This is a genomic window from Streptomyces sp. NPDC054932 (assembly GCF_053610205.1).
The window spans coordinates 1-16136 of sequence record NZ_JBSGXU010000179.1; the positions used below are offsets into that span (position 1 = coordinate 1).

Consider the following 16136-nt stretch of genomic DNA (forward strand, 5'->3'; position numbering starts at 1 on the left):
CGCACGGGGCGCGGGGTGCCGTGGCGGCCGGGTCGGCCCCCGGGCCGGCCGAGGGCTCCCGGTGGTTCCTCAGTGCGAGGCCGGCGAGGACCGCGCCGGCCGCGGCGCACAGCATGACGGTGCCCCCCGCCCAGGCCAGGGTGCCGCCCACCGCGCCCTCCAGCGGGTCGTACCGCAGCGAACCGCCGAGCACGTGCAGGGCGACGACACCGAGCCCCGTGACCGCGCCCGCCCGCCACACCGCCGTGGTGTCCCGGAGCACCACCAGTGCGCCGCTCACCAGGCAGAGCACGGAGACGAGGAGGGGGAGGTAATCGACGGGGGCCGCCGACTGCAGGGCCGTCAGGTCGTTCGGCAGGTGCAGGGCGCCGCTCACCTGCAGGGCGATCGCCACCGGCCAGCGCAGGACGTGCCGCAGCGCCGCCCGGTCCCGTGGCGCGGCGGCGGGCGCGCCGACGGCGGCGGTGCGCCGGGGCGGCTCCTGGTGGGGGGCGTCGTACAGCTGCGCGTACGGGGGCTCGCACGGCTCCTCGTACCGCTTTTCGCGGGGCTCCTCGTGCGGTTCGGCGTACGGGCCGCCGAGCCGGGCGGCCGGATCAGCGGGTCGGGCACGTCGCTGCCGCTCCGCCCCGGCCGCGTCCTCCTTGCCGAGGATGGTCACCAGCAGGGCGACGTCCTCGATGGACCGTCCGACGGCGGCGCGCAGCGTGATGTCCGCCTCGGCCACCTCGTGCGGTGACTCGCCCAGGAGGGCGACCATCCGTCGTACGTCCTGCACGGGTCCGGTCACGGCGGCCGTGCGCAGCGCGTCGTGCCCGGCGTCGGGCAGCGGGCCGCCCTCCTTGAGGAGGCTCACGAGTGCGGTGACCTCCTCGACCGGACGGCAGGTGGCCGCCGTCTCCAGCAGGGTCCCCATGGGCGGCGTGGTCGGCTCGTCCGGTGATATGAGGTCGGGGGTCCCGTGGCGGTCTTCGCGCTGCTTCGCCGCGAGGGTGATGGGGTCATTCATGGAAGCTCCGTTCGCCGACGCGCGGGTCTACGCAATCGCGCGCCGGTCATCGTGCGTCACGGGAAGCGCACGCTTTGTTACATTGAGTGCCACTTCCGCTCACTGCGCCATTCGGGGCGGGCAAACGGGGGTCTCCACCCGGACCCCACGGGGAAGGGGCGTCGACCGTGCCCGACTTTCGCCAGGTCCGTGGTCGCTGTGCGCTCCTGCTGCCCGTCTTCCTGCTGTTGCTGCTGGGCGCCGCGCCCTCGTCCGGGACGGACCGGCCCGTCGTGGACACCGACCGGGGGCCGGTCCGGGGCCGCGGGCACGGCGCGTACGACACCTTCGAGGGCATCCCCTTCGCCGCTGCGCCGATCGGCCCGCTGCGCTGGCGGCTGCCGGAGCCGGCGCCACGCTGGGAGGGTGTGCGCGATGCCGGGGCCGCCGGTTCGCGCTGTGTGCAGCTGCCCGCGTTGGGGCCGGGCGGACCGACCGGCTCCGAGGACTGCCTGTACCTCAATGTCACCGCTCCGGCGGGCCGCGCCGCCGGGGACCACGCCGCCGAGGGCCGCGCCGCCGGGAGCCGTGGGCTGCGGCCCGTCATGGTCTGGTTCCACGGCGGCGGCTTCTTCAGCGGCGCGGGCGATGTCTACCGGCCCGACCGCCTGGCGGTGCGGGGCGGCGTCGTGGTGGTGACCGTGAACTACCGGCTGGGCGTCTTCGGCCTGTTCGGTCATCCGGAGCTCGGAGGGGCCCCCGATTTCGCCCTCGCGGACCAGCGGGCGGCGCTGCGCTGGGTGCGGGCGAACGCGGAACGCTTCGGCGCGGACCCGCACAACGTCACCGTCTTCGGCGAATCGGCGGGCGCCCTCAGCGTCTGCGCACACCTCACCTCCCCGGCCTCGGCCGGCCTGTTCCACCGGGCGATCGTGCAGAGCGGCTCGTGCTCGACCACGGCGCCCCCTCGGTCCCTGCTGCCCAGCCTCGGCACCTACGAGCCCTTCGTACCGGAGCGGCGCACGGTCGCGGAGGGGGCCCTGGCTGCGGCCCGGCTCGGCTGCAGCCGGCCCGGCGGGGTGCTGGACTGCCTGCGCCGGCTGGACACCGGCGCCCTGGCCACCGCCGAACTGATGCAGCGCTTCTCGCTGGTCTCGTACGGCAACGGCGTGCTGCCGCTGGAGCCCCGGCGGGCACTGGAGGCCGGCCGGTTCCACCGGGTGCCGGTCGTCCAGGGCACCACCGGGGACGAGATGCGCCTCTTCCTCGCGCAGACCCTGGCGGCGTATCCGATCCCCGACGCGGCCGCCTACCGGGCCCGGCTGGAGCTGTCCTTCGACACGCCGACGGCCCGCGCGGTGGAGGCCGACTATCCGGTGTCGGCCTTCCCGACCCCGGCGGTGGCGTGGGCGACCGTACTGACCGACGGGTCCTTCATCTGCCCGACGCTGCGGGACGGGGCGGCGCTCGGCCGGCACGTACCGGTGTACGCGTACCGGTTCAGCGACCGGAGCGCGCCCAACTTCACCGGGCTGCCGGAGCTGCCCGAACTGCCCTTCGGCGCCGCCCACGGCTTCGAACTGCCCTACCTGTTCACGATCGCGCCGCTGACCGAACCGCAGCAACGGCTCGCGGACCGGATGACCGGCTACTGGACCGCATTCGCCCGCAGCGGCGTGCCGGCGGCGCCCGGAGCCCCGCGGTGGCCGCGCGCCGACCGGATGCCGGGCTCGACCCTGTCGCTGGCGCCGGGCGCGGACGGGATCCGTACGGTGGACGCGCGGGCCGAACACCACTGCGCGCTCTGGGACGCGCGGTGGCCCGGGATCACCAGGGCTCGGTGATGATCACGCCGTCGGCCGGGATCCGGAGCGTCACCGTGCCCGTGTCCCCGTAGACCTCGTGCCGCCAGGCGGCGAACACTGCGGAGATCCTGCGGGCGGCATCGCCGCGGCCCTTGCCCACTTCCCGTGTGGTGAAGGTGATCCGCGCCTCGCCGACCGTGCGGACCTTACGGACGCGTGCCTCCTTGACCACCTCGTCGTCGTCCGCGGACCGGTGCTTGAGGTAGTAGGCGGTGAAGTCGCGGGTCATGTCGAACCAGTCCGCCGGACCGCAGGGACCACCGCCGTTGGCCATCTCGCCGTCGGTCGGCGGTCCCACGTAGGGACCGGTCTCCTCATCCGTCGGCGGACCCGCGTACGCACCGGTCTCCTGATCGGTCGGCGGACCGGCATACCCGCCCGTCTCCTGATCCGTGGGCGGACCGGCGTACGCACCGGTTTCCTCGTCCGTGGGCGGACCGGCGTACGCGCCCGTCTGCTCGTCCGTCGGCACGTCGAGATCGCACTCGGCCGGAACGAGCGTGGATACACCGGCGGGCGGCGCGGCCTGGCCCGCCCGTGTGGTCCCGCACGCCGCCAGGGCGGTGCACAGGAGCCCCGCCACCACCAGCCGTCCGATCACGAGCCCTGCCGGCCCTGCTGTCGTTGTCATGACCATCCCCCTTGGCCATCAAGAGGCGTTCGCGGCGGCCGGGGTTCCACCGTGCGGTCAGGAGTCGTCCCGCATCGACACGGGCCAGGGGCCACGGCCACCGCACGCATCGCACCCTGACGAATGGCCATGACATCTCCGCGCCCGCCCGCCATCATGGTCGCCATGGACACATCGAGCACCGACTGCTGGGTCACCATCGCGACCTACGAAGACCTGGGCCGCCTGCACCCGATGGCGGCCGCCCGCGCCTGACTGCGCGGCCGCGGCATCGACTGGATGCCGTTCGATCCCGGCGACATCCACTGCGACTTGTCCTGCGGCATCGGGCCGGACGGCCACTGGCACGGCTGGTTCACCGTCCGCATCCACGCCGACGCCCTACGTCCACTCGGACTGCATCCCGACCAGCCCACGGCCGAAATCACTTCCCCCTCCCCGCCCGGCTGGTGGCATGCCGCCGCGGAACGCAACTCCTAAGAGGTCATCTCATTTGGCGAGTCTGGGGGAGCAGATCAGGGTGCAGGCGATGCTGGTGAAGGCGAGGAAGTGTTCGGCTTTGCGTTCGTAGCGGCGGTGGAGTCGGCGGCAGTCGGCGAGCCAGGCCCTGGTGCATTCGATGGTCCAGCGATGGCGGCCCACTCATGGCGGCTCCGAGAGCCGCACCGACAAATGGAGAGATCAGTCGTTGAGCATCGAAATCAGGCCAGGGTGGACGCTGCGCGGTGCGGCGAGGTGCAACGTGGTTGACATACGACGCGCGGTCGATCGCCGAGGTGTCTCGGGTGTGAGGGCTCTGGCCATTGCGGTCGCCGTCACGTCGCTGTCGGTGCTGTCTGTGGGGTGTGGGGTGGACACCCCGCAACTCAACTACACGCCGGTGCGGATGGATCCCGACCCGGCGCGCACGAAGACGAGGGAGGTCTCCAGCCGCCTGCTGGAGATGGCCGGGGTCAAGGGCAGGGTCACGGAGTCCGGCATGAGCGCCACGCCATGCGACACGTTCGCCGACGACCGTTTCGCCATGGACCACTCCTGGTCGCTGTACGGCCTGACCGGCGACCAGGTCGACACCGGCATGGAGACCCTGCGGCAGGCGCTTGGCGAGAATGGCTGGAAGATCATCAGGCAGGGCAAGACCAACAGCGTGGACCAGCACCCCGAGATCTACGCCGTGAACGAGACGGAGCACTTTTCGGTACAGGCCACCGCCCTCCAGGGCGGGCGGAAGGAGCCGATGCTCGCCTTCACCGTCCACTCCGCCTGCTACCGCGCGGCCTCCCCCTACGCCGCGAACCACGCGTGACGGTTCCTCGATGCCCAGCTGAGCGGCCCGATGGTCCGGCCTAGGAAGTCATCTCATTTGGCGAGTCGGCGGTAGCAGATGAGGGTGCAGGCGATGCGGTGTGTGATGCCGCGCTGACGTAACCATTTCCGCAGGTGGACGTAGTCATAGCCCTTGTCTGCATGGAGCTTGCCGGGCTTGCGCCGTCGGCGTCCCCGGCGGGAGCGGATGGGCGGTATGCCGCGGACGAGGGGTTCAAGTGCCTGGCTGTCGTGCACGTTCGCCCCTGAGATACCGACGGACAAGGGCAGACCGGTCCGCTCGGTGATCAAGTGGATCTTCGAGCCGTACTTGCCCCGGTCGACAGGATTCGGACCCGTCAGGTCCCCCTTTTCAGGGCCCGCATGTTCACCGAGTCGATCGCGCAGCGGGACCAGTCCAGCTCACCTTGGGCGCCGAGCTCGTCAAGGACGAGGCGGTGCAGCTTGGCCCAGACCCGTGCCTTCGTCCACTCGGTGAAACGCCGGTGGGCTGTCGCCCCCGACGGCCCGAACGACGCCTTCGGCAACTGCTGCCATGTGCAGCCCGACGTGGCCACGAACAGGATCGCGGCCAGCACTTCCCGATCACTGTGCCGACGCCGGCCACCGCCCTGCGGCCGCGAAGGCGCCTCCGGCACCACCCGTTGGAACAACATCCACAACTCATCCGGCACGAGCCGCTCAACGATCCCCGCCACGGCCGCCAGCCTGTCCAACTCACCAAATGAGATGACGTCTAAGAGGACTGCGGCCGTGCCGACGGTGGTGGGCGATGCTGTCCTGGACGCTTCCCTACGAGCACCCTTGAGCAGCCATGACCGACTACCTGCAAGCCGTATTCGACATGCTCGGCCGAACCTGAGCGAGCAGATCCGGTCGGATGCGGAAGGCTGGAACGAGTCGCGGGCGTGGGAGTCCGACGACCTGGAAGCCGGCGAGGATCCCCGCGTGATCTGCAACCGCCCGCAGATCACCTTCGGCACCTCCGACGGCCTCGTCCCCCTTGCCGGCACGGACCAGGGAGCGGCCGTCTTCCTGGCCCACGAGGTCCACGGGTACCCCGATGGAACAGTGGTCCAGGGCTCGGAGGGCGACTGGACCGGCCACCCCATGAACTTCGCCGGGTGGCTGTACCGCTACCTGATCGGCGAGGAGACGGCCGGCTGGGACAGCGCGGCCCTCTACCCCGGGCCCGTCCTCCTGGAGTACCTGCCCACAGGACCGGACCAGCGGACCCGCGAGGTGTACGGCCCGGAACGCGGTAGGTGAGTTCGGGGTCGGCGCCGAAAGCCGGCATTCCACCAGCGGCCCCGGACCGGTGCTCCAACTGCCAACGGGACAAACCTGTTTACCGGGAGGGGTCAGAGGGATCACCGCGATCCACTTTCGTGACGCCCTCGGACTCGGCGCCGCACTGGATGCACTCCGGGTGCCGCTGCGTCATGAGCCGCTGCGGTTGGAGCTCCACTCGTAGGTCATGGGAGCCGTCTGCACGACTTCGCTGGGCCAGGTCGCTCGAACCTGGTCAAGTCGCTGGTGGTGGTCCTGGATCCAGGTCTCCTGCGGTCGGATCCCCAGCGCGAGGGTCATGCGGTCGGGGTCCTGGACCGTCAACGACAACGTGCGGTCCCCGAGCATGAAGAAGTCGAGACTCAGCCCGCGGTCGCCACCGATGGTTGCACCATTGCCCGGTGCGAGCTGGGCCAGGTCGCGCTGCCAGGTGTCGAGGTCCTGCTGGAACATGAAGAGCTCAAGCCTGGCATCGACGAAGCTCGCGGAGACCAGGACTTCCGCTTGCAGAGTGTCGTGACCGGTCAGCACTCCGGGCCGGTAGCGGCCGGTCACCCGGACGATGCAGCGGTTGCCGTCCGCGTCTCCCACATCGATCAGGTTCACCGGGGCCGGTTCAGTCACCGCTGGTCTCGCTCTCTTGTGAGGGGCTGGCCTGCATCATGTCGTATCGTCGGCGGGCTTGTAGGGCCGGCCGGAGGTCCGCTCGACGAGTCGTGGTTCAGCGGCAGCCCCCGTGGCGAGGCTCCGCGTACTCACCGAACAGCGGGTCGTAAGCCTCCCCGTCCTCCGTGGTCACCACGTGGTCGGGCTCGGTCCGTGCGGCAGCCTCCTGCAGTCGGACGACGAGGTCGGCGACGGGCACGACACGAAGCGACAGGGCTGCGGCCGCAGCAGCCGATCGATCTCCGGGGTGTGCCGGATCAGGTCAAGCAGGTGATCACTCGAGGCCATGGCGTGGACGATAGCGAGTGGCACTGACACGCAAGGCGCACGGCGCCCGGGGATGGAACGGGGTCGGGGGTCGCGTACCGGGTACACGCCTGAACCCGATTCGTACGTCGTCGCGATGAGACCGACGCTGTTGTCCGGGGCCGGCATGATGGAGCCGGGGTGGCCGACGTGAACTCAGTGGAGCGGGTGAGGGCGCTGGTGGCGGTCGGGTGGGGCGAAGCTCAGGCCGTTCTCGTCGAGGGCGTTGAAGACGGTCACCCGACCCGTCTCGAAGACGAAGCCGACATCGACGCTCCCCCGGGCCATGTCCCGCCCGGTCCACTCGAGCAGCTCGACCGCCTTGAGCTCCAGGCCGCGCAGTGCCTGCAGTTCGGGAAGGGGATCGGCACGCCACTGCAGGTCGAAGCCGGACCACCGGACCGGGGCGCCCGGGTCGATCGTGTTCCACGTCAGCGCGAGATCGTCGAACTTGTGATGATTGATCTCGACCCGCTCGCCCTCGAAGTCGAACAGGACCGGGCAGTCGCAGAACCACTCGTCGTCCTGACGGTCCCAGACCACCCAGACGCCCGTCAGGGTTCGGCCGACGAGACCGCGCAGGCGATCCCCGTGCTCCCGCACGATGTCGCGGCGGTGGTTCAACCACGGAGGCCGGTAGCCCGCGATGCCGAAATCGAACATTGCGTCATCCTGCCAGAGCCGTCCCACGTCGGCTCGACTCGGCCCGTGCTCTCAGACGAGCACGAGAGGGTCCCCGACCCGGACCGTTCCCGGTGTCACGATCCCGGCGAGCACGTCGAGCCGGTTGTCGTGCGCCCGGGCGATCGCCCTCAGGATCAGCGGCGAGTGCGGAAGGTCCTGCTGGGCCTGGTTGGTCATCACGCAGCGCTCGCTGGCGCGCAGGAACTCGATGCGGAGGGTGTCCCCCACCAGGGCGTTGCGTCCGATCCACCGGTCCTCGACGAAGGGTGGGGTGCCGGGCGGGGTGCGCACGAGGAGGTTCGGGCGGAACCGGCGTTCGTCCACGGGGACGTCCGGTATCCCGGCGCGCACCCAGTCGAGGGTGGCCGTGGTGAGGACGCTGAGCGGCAGTTGGTCGAAGTGGGAGATCTCCCCCTCGCGGGCCAGCTCGACATCGTCACGGCCCAGGTAGGAACGGAGGTACGCCGTCGGGTCGGCCACCACGTTCCCGTGCGGGTCGAGCAGTTCCGGTCGGCCCGGCCCCGGCGTGTTCCGCGGGCAGCGGGATCTCAGGTGGAGCAGGCCGTCCATCCGCCGGAAGCGCCGGGTGTTCTTGCCCGAGCCGAACTTCCCTTCCGCGTCGCGCACGGCGTACAGGCGGTCACCCACCAGGCCGCGCTCGTCGACCTCCGCGCTGTGCAGCAGTTCACCTCCGGTCGACTTGATCGGATACCGCCAAATCCGCTCGGTCACGCCCACGTTGTCAGCCACCGGACCGACGCTAGCGCACCAAGATCGTTCTTCCTTCGGCCGGGCGGACTCACGGCCGGACTACGGTGGTCCCATGACCCTGTCCACCCCGCTCCCGCTGCTCTATCTCGATGTCGACGGTCCGTTCATCCCCTTCGGGGCCGGCCCGTACCCGCCCGGCGACGGCAGCGCGAATCCGCTGCTCGCCCGGGTCGATGCCACGCTCGGGCCCGGGCTCGCGGCCCTGCCGTGCGAGCTGGTGTGGGCCACGACCTGGGGGCCGGAGGCGAACGAGTGCGTGGCGCCCCGGCTCGGACTGCCGGAGCTGCCCGTGGTGGACTGGCCGGAGCCGTCCGACGAGGTCGGACGGGGCGGGATCCACTGGAAGACCCCCACCCTCGTCGAGCACGCGGCCGGACGCCCCTTCATCTGGGTCGACGACGAGATCAGCAGCGCCGACCGGGCCTGGGTGGCCGCCCACCACCCCGGCCGGGCGCTCCTGCACCGGGTCGATCCGGGACAGGGCCTGACCGAGGCGGACCTCGGCGTACTGCGGGCGTGGCTGCGCCCGCAGTAGCCACGCCCCCGCCGGACGGGGACTACCTCAGCAGGCCGCGGGCGTGGTCGCGCTCGGGTCGGCCGCCCAGGAGGCGGCGATCAGGGAACGTTCCGCCGCTGCCAGGTGGGTGGCCGCGGCCAGCCAGGCCCACGCGTAGCCGTCCGGCGAGGGGTCGGCCAGGCGGCCGAATACGTCGCGGGGACGGCGGTCCGCCTCGGCGGCAAGGGCGGCGGCCAGCTCCGCCGCAGCGGTGAGCCCGGCCCGGCGCAGCGGTGCGTACGAGGCCGAGGCCAGGGACGCCGTGCCGCGGGCCGCCTCGGCGACGGCTCGGCGGCCCCCCGCGACCCCGGTCTCCAGGAGACGGCGCACCCGCCACAGCGGGGAGTCGGCCAGCGGGTCCGGGCCGTCGGCCGCCGGGAGCGGTACGGGGGCGACGGCACCCGCCGGGAAGTGCATGCCCTGGAGGCGGTCGTAGCCGAGGTCGGCCCGGCCCAGCCATTCCTCGGGCAACCGCAGCGTGTACTCGGCGCCCGGCACCGGGCCGACGGCCAGGGGGCGCAGCGTGGCGGCGCGGTCCAGGTCGGGGCGGCCCAGGACGCGCAGCTGGAGTCCGGGGTACGAGGCGATGCGGCGCAGGTTCTCCGTGTGCGCCAGCTCAGGGTGCGGGTGTGCGGGCCGCAGCCGCAGCAGGGGTGCGTCCGGGCGCGTCTCGCGGACGAGGAGGTGGTCCCCGGCCGCGCCCACGACCGTGACATCACAGCCGAGCAGCGTGGACTCGGCCCCGTCCGGATCGGCCAGCAGCTCGGCGACGGCCTCCGCCGCCGGGCGGGCGAAGAGCTGCGCCGCGGGCCGTTCGGTCCAGGCGATGCCGGGCAGCGGGGTCGCCCTGACCCCGCGTCCGGCGCCGAGCCGGCCTTCCGGGGAGACCGTCGCGCCGACGATGCGCAGGCCACCGCGGGCGAGGCCGGCGTGGTCGAGGGCGGCGCCGCCGAGGGCGACGGAGGCGGAACCGGCACCGCGGGCCCGGGCGAGGCCGCCGGGCCGGACGTCGGAGACCGAGTAGCGGGAGCCGTCCGGGGCCAGCAGGTGGGTGACCACTCCGCCGTATCCGGTGGCGGAGAGCACGGGTTCCCGGCACAGGCCCTGCACCTGGAGGCTGCCGCCCGGCGCGTAGGCGCGGCGGACGGTGCCGGTGAGTGCCGGGTCGGCGGAGCCGGAGGCCAGTACTCCGGCGGTGTGGAGGAGTTCGCGGAAGGCTCCGGTGAGCTCGCCGAGCCGCTGGCCCGCACGCCGTTCGCGGGCGGCGCGCAGGCCGCGTACGACCCGTAGGGCGGCCGCTTCGGCGCGCGGCAGCCCGGCGAGGCGGGCGGTGTGCGCGGAGCGCAGCAGTTCGGCCTGGACCACCGCTCCCCCGGCGGTGACTCCGGCGGCGAGGGCTTCGGCGGCCACGTGCCAGAGGGCGGCCGCGGCGCCCAGCTGGGCCTTGGTGAGCACCGGGGCGGGCTCCGCCGGCTCAGTGGGTTCCGACGGCTCCCCGATCCCGGTGGCCGTCGCCGTCGCCGTCGCCGTGGCCGTCGCCGTGGCGGTGGCGGTGGCGGTGGCGGTGGCCGTGGCGGACTCCGGATTCGGCTCCTGCCCGGGCCCGGGCCCGGCCACCGGCTCCGGCGGCATGTCCGCGAGCGGGCCCGCGCCCAGCGCGGCGGCCCGGTGCAGGCAGCGGGGCGCCAGCAGGCAGCTGCACGTGGCCTGTTCCGCCGAGGTGATCGCACCTGCCGGACCGGGGCGCAGGGTGACGAGGGCGTCCTCGCCGAAGCGGAAGGTGACGGTGCCGTCCGCCCCGTGGACGGCACCCGCCGCGCAGCCCTCGGTGGCGGCGTCCAGCTTCTTGCGCAGGCGGGGGGTGAGGTTCTCGACGGCTTCGGCGAGCACCTCGGGGGCGACGGGCGGCAGTTCGGTGCTCAACGGGACTCTCCACGGAGGCGGTCGCCCACCCAGCGGGCGAGGGCGAGGGGACTGAGGGCGGCCACGGGCATGCCCGCCGCCACGAGTTGCCGCGCGACCGGAACCGAGTACCGGGGCGTCCCCTCGTCGTCGAGCGCGGCGCAGCCCAGCAGATGGGCACCGGAGGCGGCCAGCGCGCGGACCTCGCCGAGGAGCCCGCCGATCGGCGCCCCCTCCTCGAAGTCGCTGACCACGACGACGAGGGTGCGGCTCGGGACGGTGATCAGGGAGCGGGCGTGCGCGAGACCGGCGGCGATGTGCGTTCCGCCGCCGACACGGACCTCCAGCAGCAGGGAGAGCGGGTCGTCGACCCGGTCGGTGAGGTCCACGACCTGGGTGGAGAAGGCGAGGAAGTGGGTGGACAGGGTCGGTACGCCGCCCAGCACGGCCGCGGTCAGGGCCGACCAGATGACGGATGCCTCCATGGAGCCGGAGACGTCGACGACCAGGATCAGCCGCCAGTCGGCCTCGCGGCTCGACCGGGTGCTGAAGACGGGCCGCTCCGGGACGACGACCACGGTGCCGTCGGCCCGGCGCCGGGTGTGCGCCAGGTTGGCGCGCAGGGTGCGGGCCAGGTCGAGCCTGCCGCCGGGACGGCGGGTGGGGCGCGGGGTGGCGAGCCCGGAGAGGGCCGGGCGCATCCGGGTGGCCAGCTCCTTGGCCAGTTCGTCGACGAGCCTCTTCACCAGGGGGCGCAGCCGGGCGAGTTGAGCCTCCGGCAGCCCGCCGGCGAGGGACAGTACGGAGCTCAGCAGTTCCACGGAGGGCCGTACGGCCGCCGGGTCGAGCTGGGTGAGCACGTCGGTACGGCCCACTTCGGCCGCTCCCGCCAGCACCTCCTCCCGTACGTCGGCGCCGAACAGCGCCTCCAGCTCCTCGGACCACTCCCGGGCGGTGGGGAAGGATGCCTCCTGGCCGCCGCCCTGGCCGGGGCCCTGGCCGGAGCCGACGTCGGAGGCGCCCTCGCCGCGCCCGGCGCCGTACAGCTCGTCCAGCGCGTGGGCGTAACGGCGGGCGCCCGCGGGGAGCCGGTCGCGTTCGCGGCCGAGGAGCAGCCGCCAGCGGTCGGCGGGGGCGATCCGCGCGCCGTCGGCCCGGGGGGCCCGCGGTCCCGGAACGACGGGGCCGCCGGAGGGCTCGGGGGCCTCGGGGGCGGGGGCCTGGGACTGGTCCGATGCACCCGATGCATCCGACGTGTCCGACGTGTCCGGTGCGTCCGGTGAGTCCGGTACGTCCGGTGCGTCCGCCTCGGACGGTGTTCCGGGCAGCGGGAGCGCCTTGAGCGCGGCGAGTCCGGCCGCGTCGGCGGCGGCCCAGAGCGCGAGCAGGGCGGGTGATGCGTCGAGCGCGAGGTCGATCCGGTCGCCGAGCCGCTCGGTGACGGTGTCCAGCAGTCGGCCGCGGGCGGCGGGCGAGAGGGCGTCGAAGCCTCCGCGCAGAGCGGGCAGCCGGTCGAGGAAGTCCTGGTCGGCGAGGTGTTCGACGCGGTCGAGGAGCGGGGTGAGGGCCGCCGGGGAGGACTGCAGCAGGGGGCCCGCTGCGGTGAGGAGTCCCCCGAGCCGCCGGGTCAGGGCGCGCCGGCTGTCGGCGGTGCCCGCGCTGTCGATCCATCCGGCGGCGCGGCCGCCGAGCTCCGCGGCCGGGTCGAGGTCGAGGAGGACCCGTACGGCCAGGGCCGCGCCCTGCATCAGCGGGGACGCGGAGGCGGCCAGGGCGGCGAGGGCGTCGTCCGTGCGCAGGCCCAGGTGGTGGGCTGCGGCGCGGTCGGCGAGGGCCACGAGGGCGGCCGCGTCGGCGGGGTCCTCGCTCCCGGCGAGGCCGGGCAGGCAGCGCACGGCCGCTTCGAGGAGGTCACCGGCGAGGGTGGCGGAGGCGGCCCGGGACGCGGCGCAGGTGCCGGGCAGGTGGCCGCGGTGGAGGGCCTCCAGGAGGTCGAGGGCGTCGAGGAGTTCGGGCAGGGTCGCGGTCTGCGGCAGGGCGGTGGCCGCCTCGTGGAGGCGTACGTCGACCAGTTCGGGCAGATCGCACCGCGCGGCGGCGGCCAGCCCGGCGAGGATCTGCGGCGGGGTCGGCCCTCCGTCGGCGGCGGCCCGGCGGGCGGTGTCGCGCAGAGTGCCCGCGGCCGCCTGGGCGGCGGTGACCCCGCGCACCCCGGCGAGGTCCAGCCGGGCCGGGACGGAAGGCGTCCAGGACAGCCGCCACTTGGTCCCGAGGGCGGTGCCGTCGCCGGTGGTGGCGACGGTGAGGGGCTCGCCGTAGGAGGCGCCGCACACGAGGAGCCGTTGCAGCAGGACCTCGCGGCGGCCGTCCAGGGCGGAGCGGAGCGGGTCGAGGCGGATCTCGCGGGGCGCGGGGTCCTCGGGCGACGGCAGCCGCAGCTCGGCGAGTTCGGCCTCGACGGAGGGGCCGAGGCCGGAGCGGGGGGCGTGCGGGGTGATCCGGCCGCGGGCGGTGCCGACGAGCACGGCCTCGAGGGCGCGGGCCAGCGCCCGGCCCCGGCCGAGCGGTTCGCCCTGGCCGAGGACGGTGGTGACGGCTTCGAGGAGCTCGCCGCGGCCCGGTGCGGGAAGTGCGCGCAGGGCGGCGAGGTCGCAGGCGAGCCGCAGGGTCTCGGCGGCCTCGCCGGTGCCTGCGGTGTGCCCGGCGCGGCGCAGCTCCCGGCAGAGCCCGGTGACGGCGACGGAGGCGGCCTCGCGGACCAGCCCGGGGTCGCCGCCGGCTTCGAGGACGGCCTGCTGCCAGCGGGGGTCCCGGATCCCGGCGGGGTATCCGGAGCGGGAGTCGAGCAGGTCGAAGGAGTACGGCACGAAGGAGGTGACGGCCGCGGCCGCCGCTGCCGCCGGGGCCGGGCCGGAAGCGGCAGCCGTACCCGAACGGCGGCTCGGGACCGCGGCCGGGTCATCGCCACGGCCGCCGCCCTGCGCGGGGACGGACGCCTTGGCGGCGCCCGCCCCGGGCGCGCCCGGGCCGGCACCCGGCAGACCGGCGGCATCATCGCCGCCGTCCGGGCCCTGCACGGAGGCGGGCGCCCCTGCGGCGACCGCCTCCGGAACGGCCGGGAGCGCCGGAGCGGCCACGTCGGGCGTGGGTACGGGCGCCCCGTCTGCGGGGGCCGGGGTCGCCGGACCGGCCACGGCCAGCCCCTGCGTCGGCGCCACGAGGGCCGGGGCGTGGAAGGCGCCGATGACCGCGGCCACGCGGTGGCCGCCCGCGGTGGCGTCGGCGATCACGGCCCGCATGTGGGCCTCGCGGGCCAGGTCCGTCGCGGGCACGGCCGGTGCGTCCGCGCGCAGGGCCCAGCCGACGCCGAGGGCGGCCCGGCGTACGGCGTCGGGCGTGCAGCCGGGAGCCAGCACCTCGACGGCGCGGTCCCACAGGTCGTCACCGTCCCGGCCGGTGCCGGCGGCGGTGAGGGCGTCCGCGAAGGTCCTGCCGGGACGCGCCTCCGCGTCCGCATCCCCGTCCGGGGAGGCGTCCGGGGACGGGCCCGGGGACGGGTCCGGCGCCGCGTCCCGACCGGTCCAGCCGCGGTCGGACAGCGGGAGGTCGCAGCAGACGACGGCCGCGCCGGACCGGCGGGCCCAGCGGATCGCGGCCAGTTCCGGGGAGAACTCCGCGAACGGGTAGAAGGCCAGGCGGCCGTCCTCCCCGGTGCCCGCGAGGGCGACCGGGGCGACCGTCTCCGGGTCTGCGAGGTGCTCCAGCCAGGGCTGGAACTCCGCTGGGAGCTCGACGCAGACCACGTCCGCGCCCGAGGCGTCGAGCAGGGCGGGTACCACCACGGCCAGCGCGGGGCTGTGGTGGCGGACCCCGATGAGGTACGGCTCACGGGTCGCGGCGAGGGCGTCCACCGCGGCGCGCGGGTCGGTGTGCGTCAACGCAGGCTCCCGCGCAGGTCCCAGAGGCGGCGCCACATGGCGGAACCGTCCTCGGCGCGGCGCCGCACCGGGCCGTCCCAGTACCCCAGCAGCCGTCCGTGGTCGGCCGGGTCGTCCTTGCGCACGACGCCCAGCAGGTGCCCCGGAAGCAGGTCCAGGACGTCCCCGCCCGGCAGGTACGCGGCGGCCACCCCGAGCGAGGCCGCCACCTGCACGGCCTCGGCGGTGGACATGACCGTACCGGGGCGTTCCACGTCCCAGCCCTCGGCGGAGCGTCCGGAGCGCAGGTCGCGGAAGACGGTGACGAGGGCGTCGAGCACCGCGTCGTCGACTCCGAAGGCGGCGCCGGCCCGCTGGACGGCGGCGACGGCCTGGCGGCGGATCAGCGTGGCCTCGGCGTCCGCGTCGGCGATCGGGGCGACCGTCTCGAAGTTGAAACGGCGCTTGAGGGCGGCGGACATCTCGGAGACGCCGCGGTCGCGCAGGTTGGCGGTGGCGATGACGGTGAAGCCGGGGGCCGCGGAGACCACGGCGTCCTCGGTGGCGGTCAGTTCGGGCACGCTGAGCCGCCGGTCGGACAGGATCGAGACGAGCGCGTCCTGTACCTCGGGAAGGCAGCGGGTGATCTCCTCGACGCGGACGACGCGCCCGGTGCGCATGGCGGAGAGCACCGGGGAGTCGACCAGCGCTCCCGTACTCGGCCCCTGCGCGAGCAGCAGTGCGTAGTTCCAGCCGTAGCGGAAGGCGTCCTCGGTCGTGCCGGCGGTGCCCTGCACGGTGAGGGCGCTGGTGCCGCTGACGGCGGCGGCCAGCAGCTCGGACAGCATCGACTTGGCGGTGCCGGGCTCGCCGGTGAGGAGCAGGCCGCGCTCTCCGGCGAGGGTGACGACGCAGCGCTCCACGAGGGCCCGTTCGCCGACGAACTTGGGGGCGATGGCCAGCTTGGCGGGGAGCCCGGCGCGGCGGCGCCCCGGCAGGGCCAGTTCGGCGCCGTCGCTGCCGCAGACGAAGGTGACGACGGCGCGCGGGGTCAGGGCCCAGCCCGGCGGCCGCGGGCCGGGGTCCTGGGCGGCGAGGAAGGCGAGTTCGGCGGCGTACCGCTCTTCTGCGGGCAGCACCTGCCGGGCGGCCGGGGTGGATTCCTGGGTGACGGTCATCGGGTTCCTCTGGAATGTGTGACGGGGGTGGTTCGGGGCGCGGCGCACCTGTGGGC

Annotated in this window: 14 protein-coding genes and 2 pseudogenes; 5 read left to right on the forward strand and 11 right to left on the reverse strand. The window is 74.2% G+C overall.

Features of this window, described 5'->3' with window-relative positions; genetic code table 11:
• The coding region (locus ACWGE1_RS33035) for a hypothetical protein (protein ID WP_453424134.1) at nt 1-1009 on the reverse strand (1009 nt) is incomplete at its 3' end.
• A 167-nt stretch (nt 1010-1176) separates the two neighbouring features.
• On the opposite strand from ACWGE1_RS33035, the gene ACWGE1_RS33040 reads away from it, so the two are divergent.
• Nucleotides 1177-2832 carry a carboxylesterase/lipase family protein gene (locus ACWGE1_RS33040; RefSeq protein WP_453424135.1) on the forward strand — a complete coding sequence of 552 codons (1656 nt, stop codon included), beginning with the start codon at nt 1177-1179 and terminating at the stop codon, nt 2830-2832.
• Here the strand turns inward: ACWGE1_RS33040 and ACWGE1_RS33045 are convergent.
• Nucleotides 2816-3484 carry a hypothetical protein gene (locus ACWGE1_RS33045; protein WP_453424136.1) on the reverse strand — a complete coding sequence of 223 codons (669 nt, stop codon included), beginning with the start codon at nt 3482-3484 and terminating at the stop codon, nt 2816-2818. The genes ACWGE1_RS33040 and ACWGE1_RS33045 overlap by 17 nt on opposite strands.
• Nucleotides 3485-3763: 279 nt before the next feature.
• Between ACWGE1_RS33045 and ACWGE1_RS33050 the strand changes: the two genes are divergently transcribed.
• Nucleotides 3764-3964, forward strand: a complete 201-nt coding sequence (locus ACWGE1_RS33050; RefSeq protein ID WP_453424137.1) for a hypothetical protein — start codon at nt 3764-3766, stop codon at nt 3962-3964.
• A 9-nt stretch (nt 3965-3973) separates the two neighbouring features.
• On the opposite strand, the pseudogene ACWGE1_RS33055 reads toward ACWGE1_RS33050, so the two are convergent.
• Nucleotides 3974-4126, reverse strand: a pseudogene (locus ACWGE1_RS33055) (IS5/IS1182 family transposase); the annotation flags it as partial.
• A gap of 208 nt (nt 4127-4334) precedes the next feature.
• Here ACWGE1_RS33055 and ACWGE1_RS33060 point away from each other — a divergent pair.
• Entirely contained in the window at nt 4335-4790 is a 456-nt protein-coding gene (locus ACWGE1_RS33060) for a hypothetical protein (RefSeq protein WP_453424138.1), read from the forward strand.
• A gap of 89 nt (nt 4791-4879) precedes the next feature.
• On the opposite strand, the pseudogene ACWGE1_RS33065 reads toward ACWGE1_RS33060, so the two are convergent.
• A pseudogene (locus ACWGE1_RS33065) lies at nt 4880-5466 on the reverse strand (IS5 family transposase); the annotation flags it as partial.
• A gap of 292 nt (nt 5467-5758) precedes the next feature.
• On the opposite strand from ACWGE1_RS33065, the gene ACWGE1_RS33070 reads away from it, so the two are divergent.
• Nucleotides 5759-6079 carry a hypothetical protein gene (locus tag ACWGE1_RS33070; RefSeq protein ID WP_453424139.1) on the forward strand — a complete coding sequence of 107 codons (321 nt, stop codon included), beginning with the start codon at nt 5759-5761 and terminating at the stop codon, nt 6077-6079.
• Nucleotides 6080-6250: 171 nt separating this feature from the next.
• Here ACWGE1_RS33070 and ACWGE1_RS33075 read toward each other — a convergent pair whose 3' ends face one another.
• The 4 genes from ACWGE1_RS33075 to ACWGE1_RS33090 form a co-directional block, all read right to left on the reverse strand.
• A complete protein-coding gene (locus ACWGE1_RS33075) occupies nt 6251-6724 on the reverse strand; it encodes a DUF5959 family protein (protein ID WP_453424140.1) in 474 nt (157 codons plus the stop codon).
• A 97-nt stretch (nt 6725-6821) separates the two neighbouring features.
• Complete coding sequence (locus ACWGE1_RS33080; RefSeq protein WP_453424141.1) at nt 6822-6965, reverse strand: hypothetical protein; 144 nt, start codon at nt 6963-6965, stop codon at nt 6822-6824.
• Between the two features lie 263 nt (nt 6966-7228).
• Nucleotides 7229-7735 carry a hypothetical protein gene (locus tag ACWGE1_RS33085; RefSeq protein WP_453424142.1) on the reverse strand — a complete coding sequence of 169 codons (507 nt, stop codon included), beginning with the start codon at nt 7733-7735 and terminating at the stop codon, nt 7229-7231.
• Nucleotides 7736-7786: 51 nt separating this feature from the next.
• Nucleotides 7787-8506, reverse strand: a complete 720-nt coding sequence (locus ACWGE1_RS33090; RefSeq protein ID WP_453424143.1) for an MOSC domain-containing protein — start codon at nt 8504-8506, stop codon at nt 7787-7789.
• Nucleotides 8507-8579: 73 nt separating this feature from the next.
• On the opposite strand from ACWGE1_RS33090, the gene ACWGE1_RS33095 reads away from it, so the two are divergent.
• Nucleotides 8580-9062: an HAD domain-containing protein gene (locus ACWGE1_RS33095; protein WP_453424144.1), complete on the forward strand. Its 483-nt coding sequence runs from the start codon at nt 8580-8582 to the stop codon at nt 9060-9062.
• 27 nt (nt 9063-9089) lie between these two features.
• On the opposite strand, the gene ACWGE1_RS33100 is transcribed toward ACWGE1_RS33095, so the two are convergent.
• From ACWGE1_RS33100 to ACWGE1_RS33110, 3 genes are read right to left on the reverse strand one after another with little or no spacing between them, the layout of a single operon-like run.
• Nucleotides 9090-11006 carry a hypothetical protein gene (locus ACWGE1_RS33100; protein WP_453424145.1) on the reverse strand — a complete coding sequence of 639 codons (1917 nt, stop codon included), beginning with the start codon at nt 11004-11006 and terminating at the stop codon, nt 9090-9092.
• The gene (locus tag ACWGE1_RS33105) at nt 11003-14923 is read right to left on the reverse strand and encodes a vWA domain-containing protein (RefSeq protein WP_453424146.1); all 3921 of its coding nucleotides are present in this window, start codon (nt 14921-14923) and stop codon (nt 11003-11005) included. The genes ACWGE1_RS33100 and ACWGE1_RS33105 overlap by 4 nt, the downstream gene beginning before the upstream one ends.
• On the reverse strand, nt 14920-16080 hold the full coding sequence (locus ACWGE1_RS33110) for an ATP-binding protein (RefSeq protein WP_453424147.1): 1161 nt from the start codon (nt 16078-16080) through the stop codon (nt 14920-14922). Before ACWGE1_RS33110 ends, ACWGE1_RS33105 begins: the two co-directional genes overlap by 4 nt.
• Nucleotides 16081-16136: the final 56 nt, after the last annotated feature.

Bases quoted from the DNA above. Each gene is read 5' to 3' on its own strand.
- ACWGE1_RS33085 (WP_453424142.1), bottom strand. From the start codon at position 7,735: ATGTTCGATTTCGGCATCGCGGGCTACCGGCCTCCGTGGTTGAACCAC.
- ACWGE1_RS33045 (WP_453424136.1), bottom strand. From the start codon at position 3,484: ATGACAACGACAGCAGGGCCGGCAGGGCTCGTGATCGGACGGCTGGTG.
- ACWGE1_RS33095 (WP_453424144.1), top strand. From the start codon at position 8,580: ATGACCCTGTCCACCCCGCTCCCGCTGCTCTATCTCGATGTCGACGGT.
- ACWGE1_RS33110 (WP_453424147.1), bottom strand. From the start codon at position 16,080: ATGACCGTCACCCAGGAATCCACCCCGGCCGCCCGGCAGGTGCTGCCC.
- ACWGE1_RS33050 (WP_453424137.1), top strand. From the start codon at position 3,764: ATGCCGTTCGATCCCGGCGACATCCACTGCGACTTGTCCTGCGGCATC.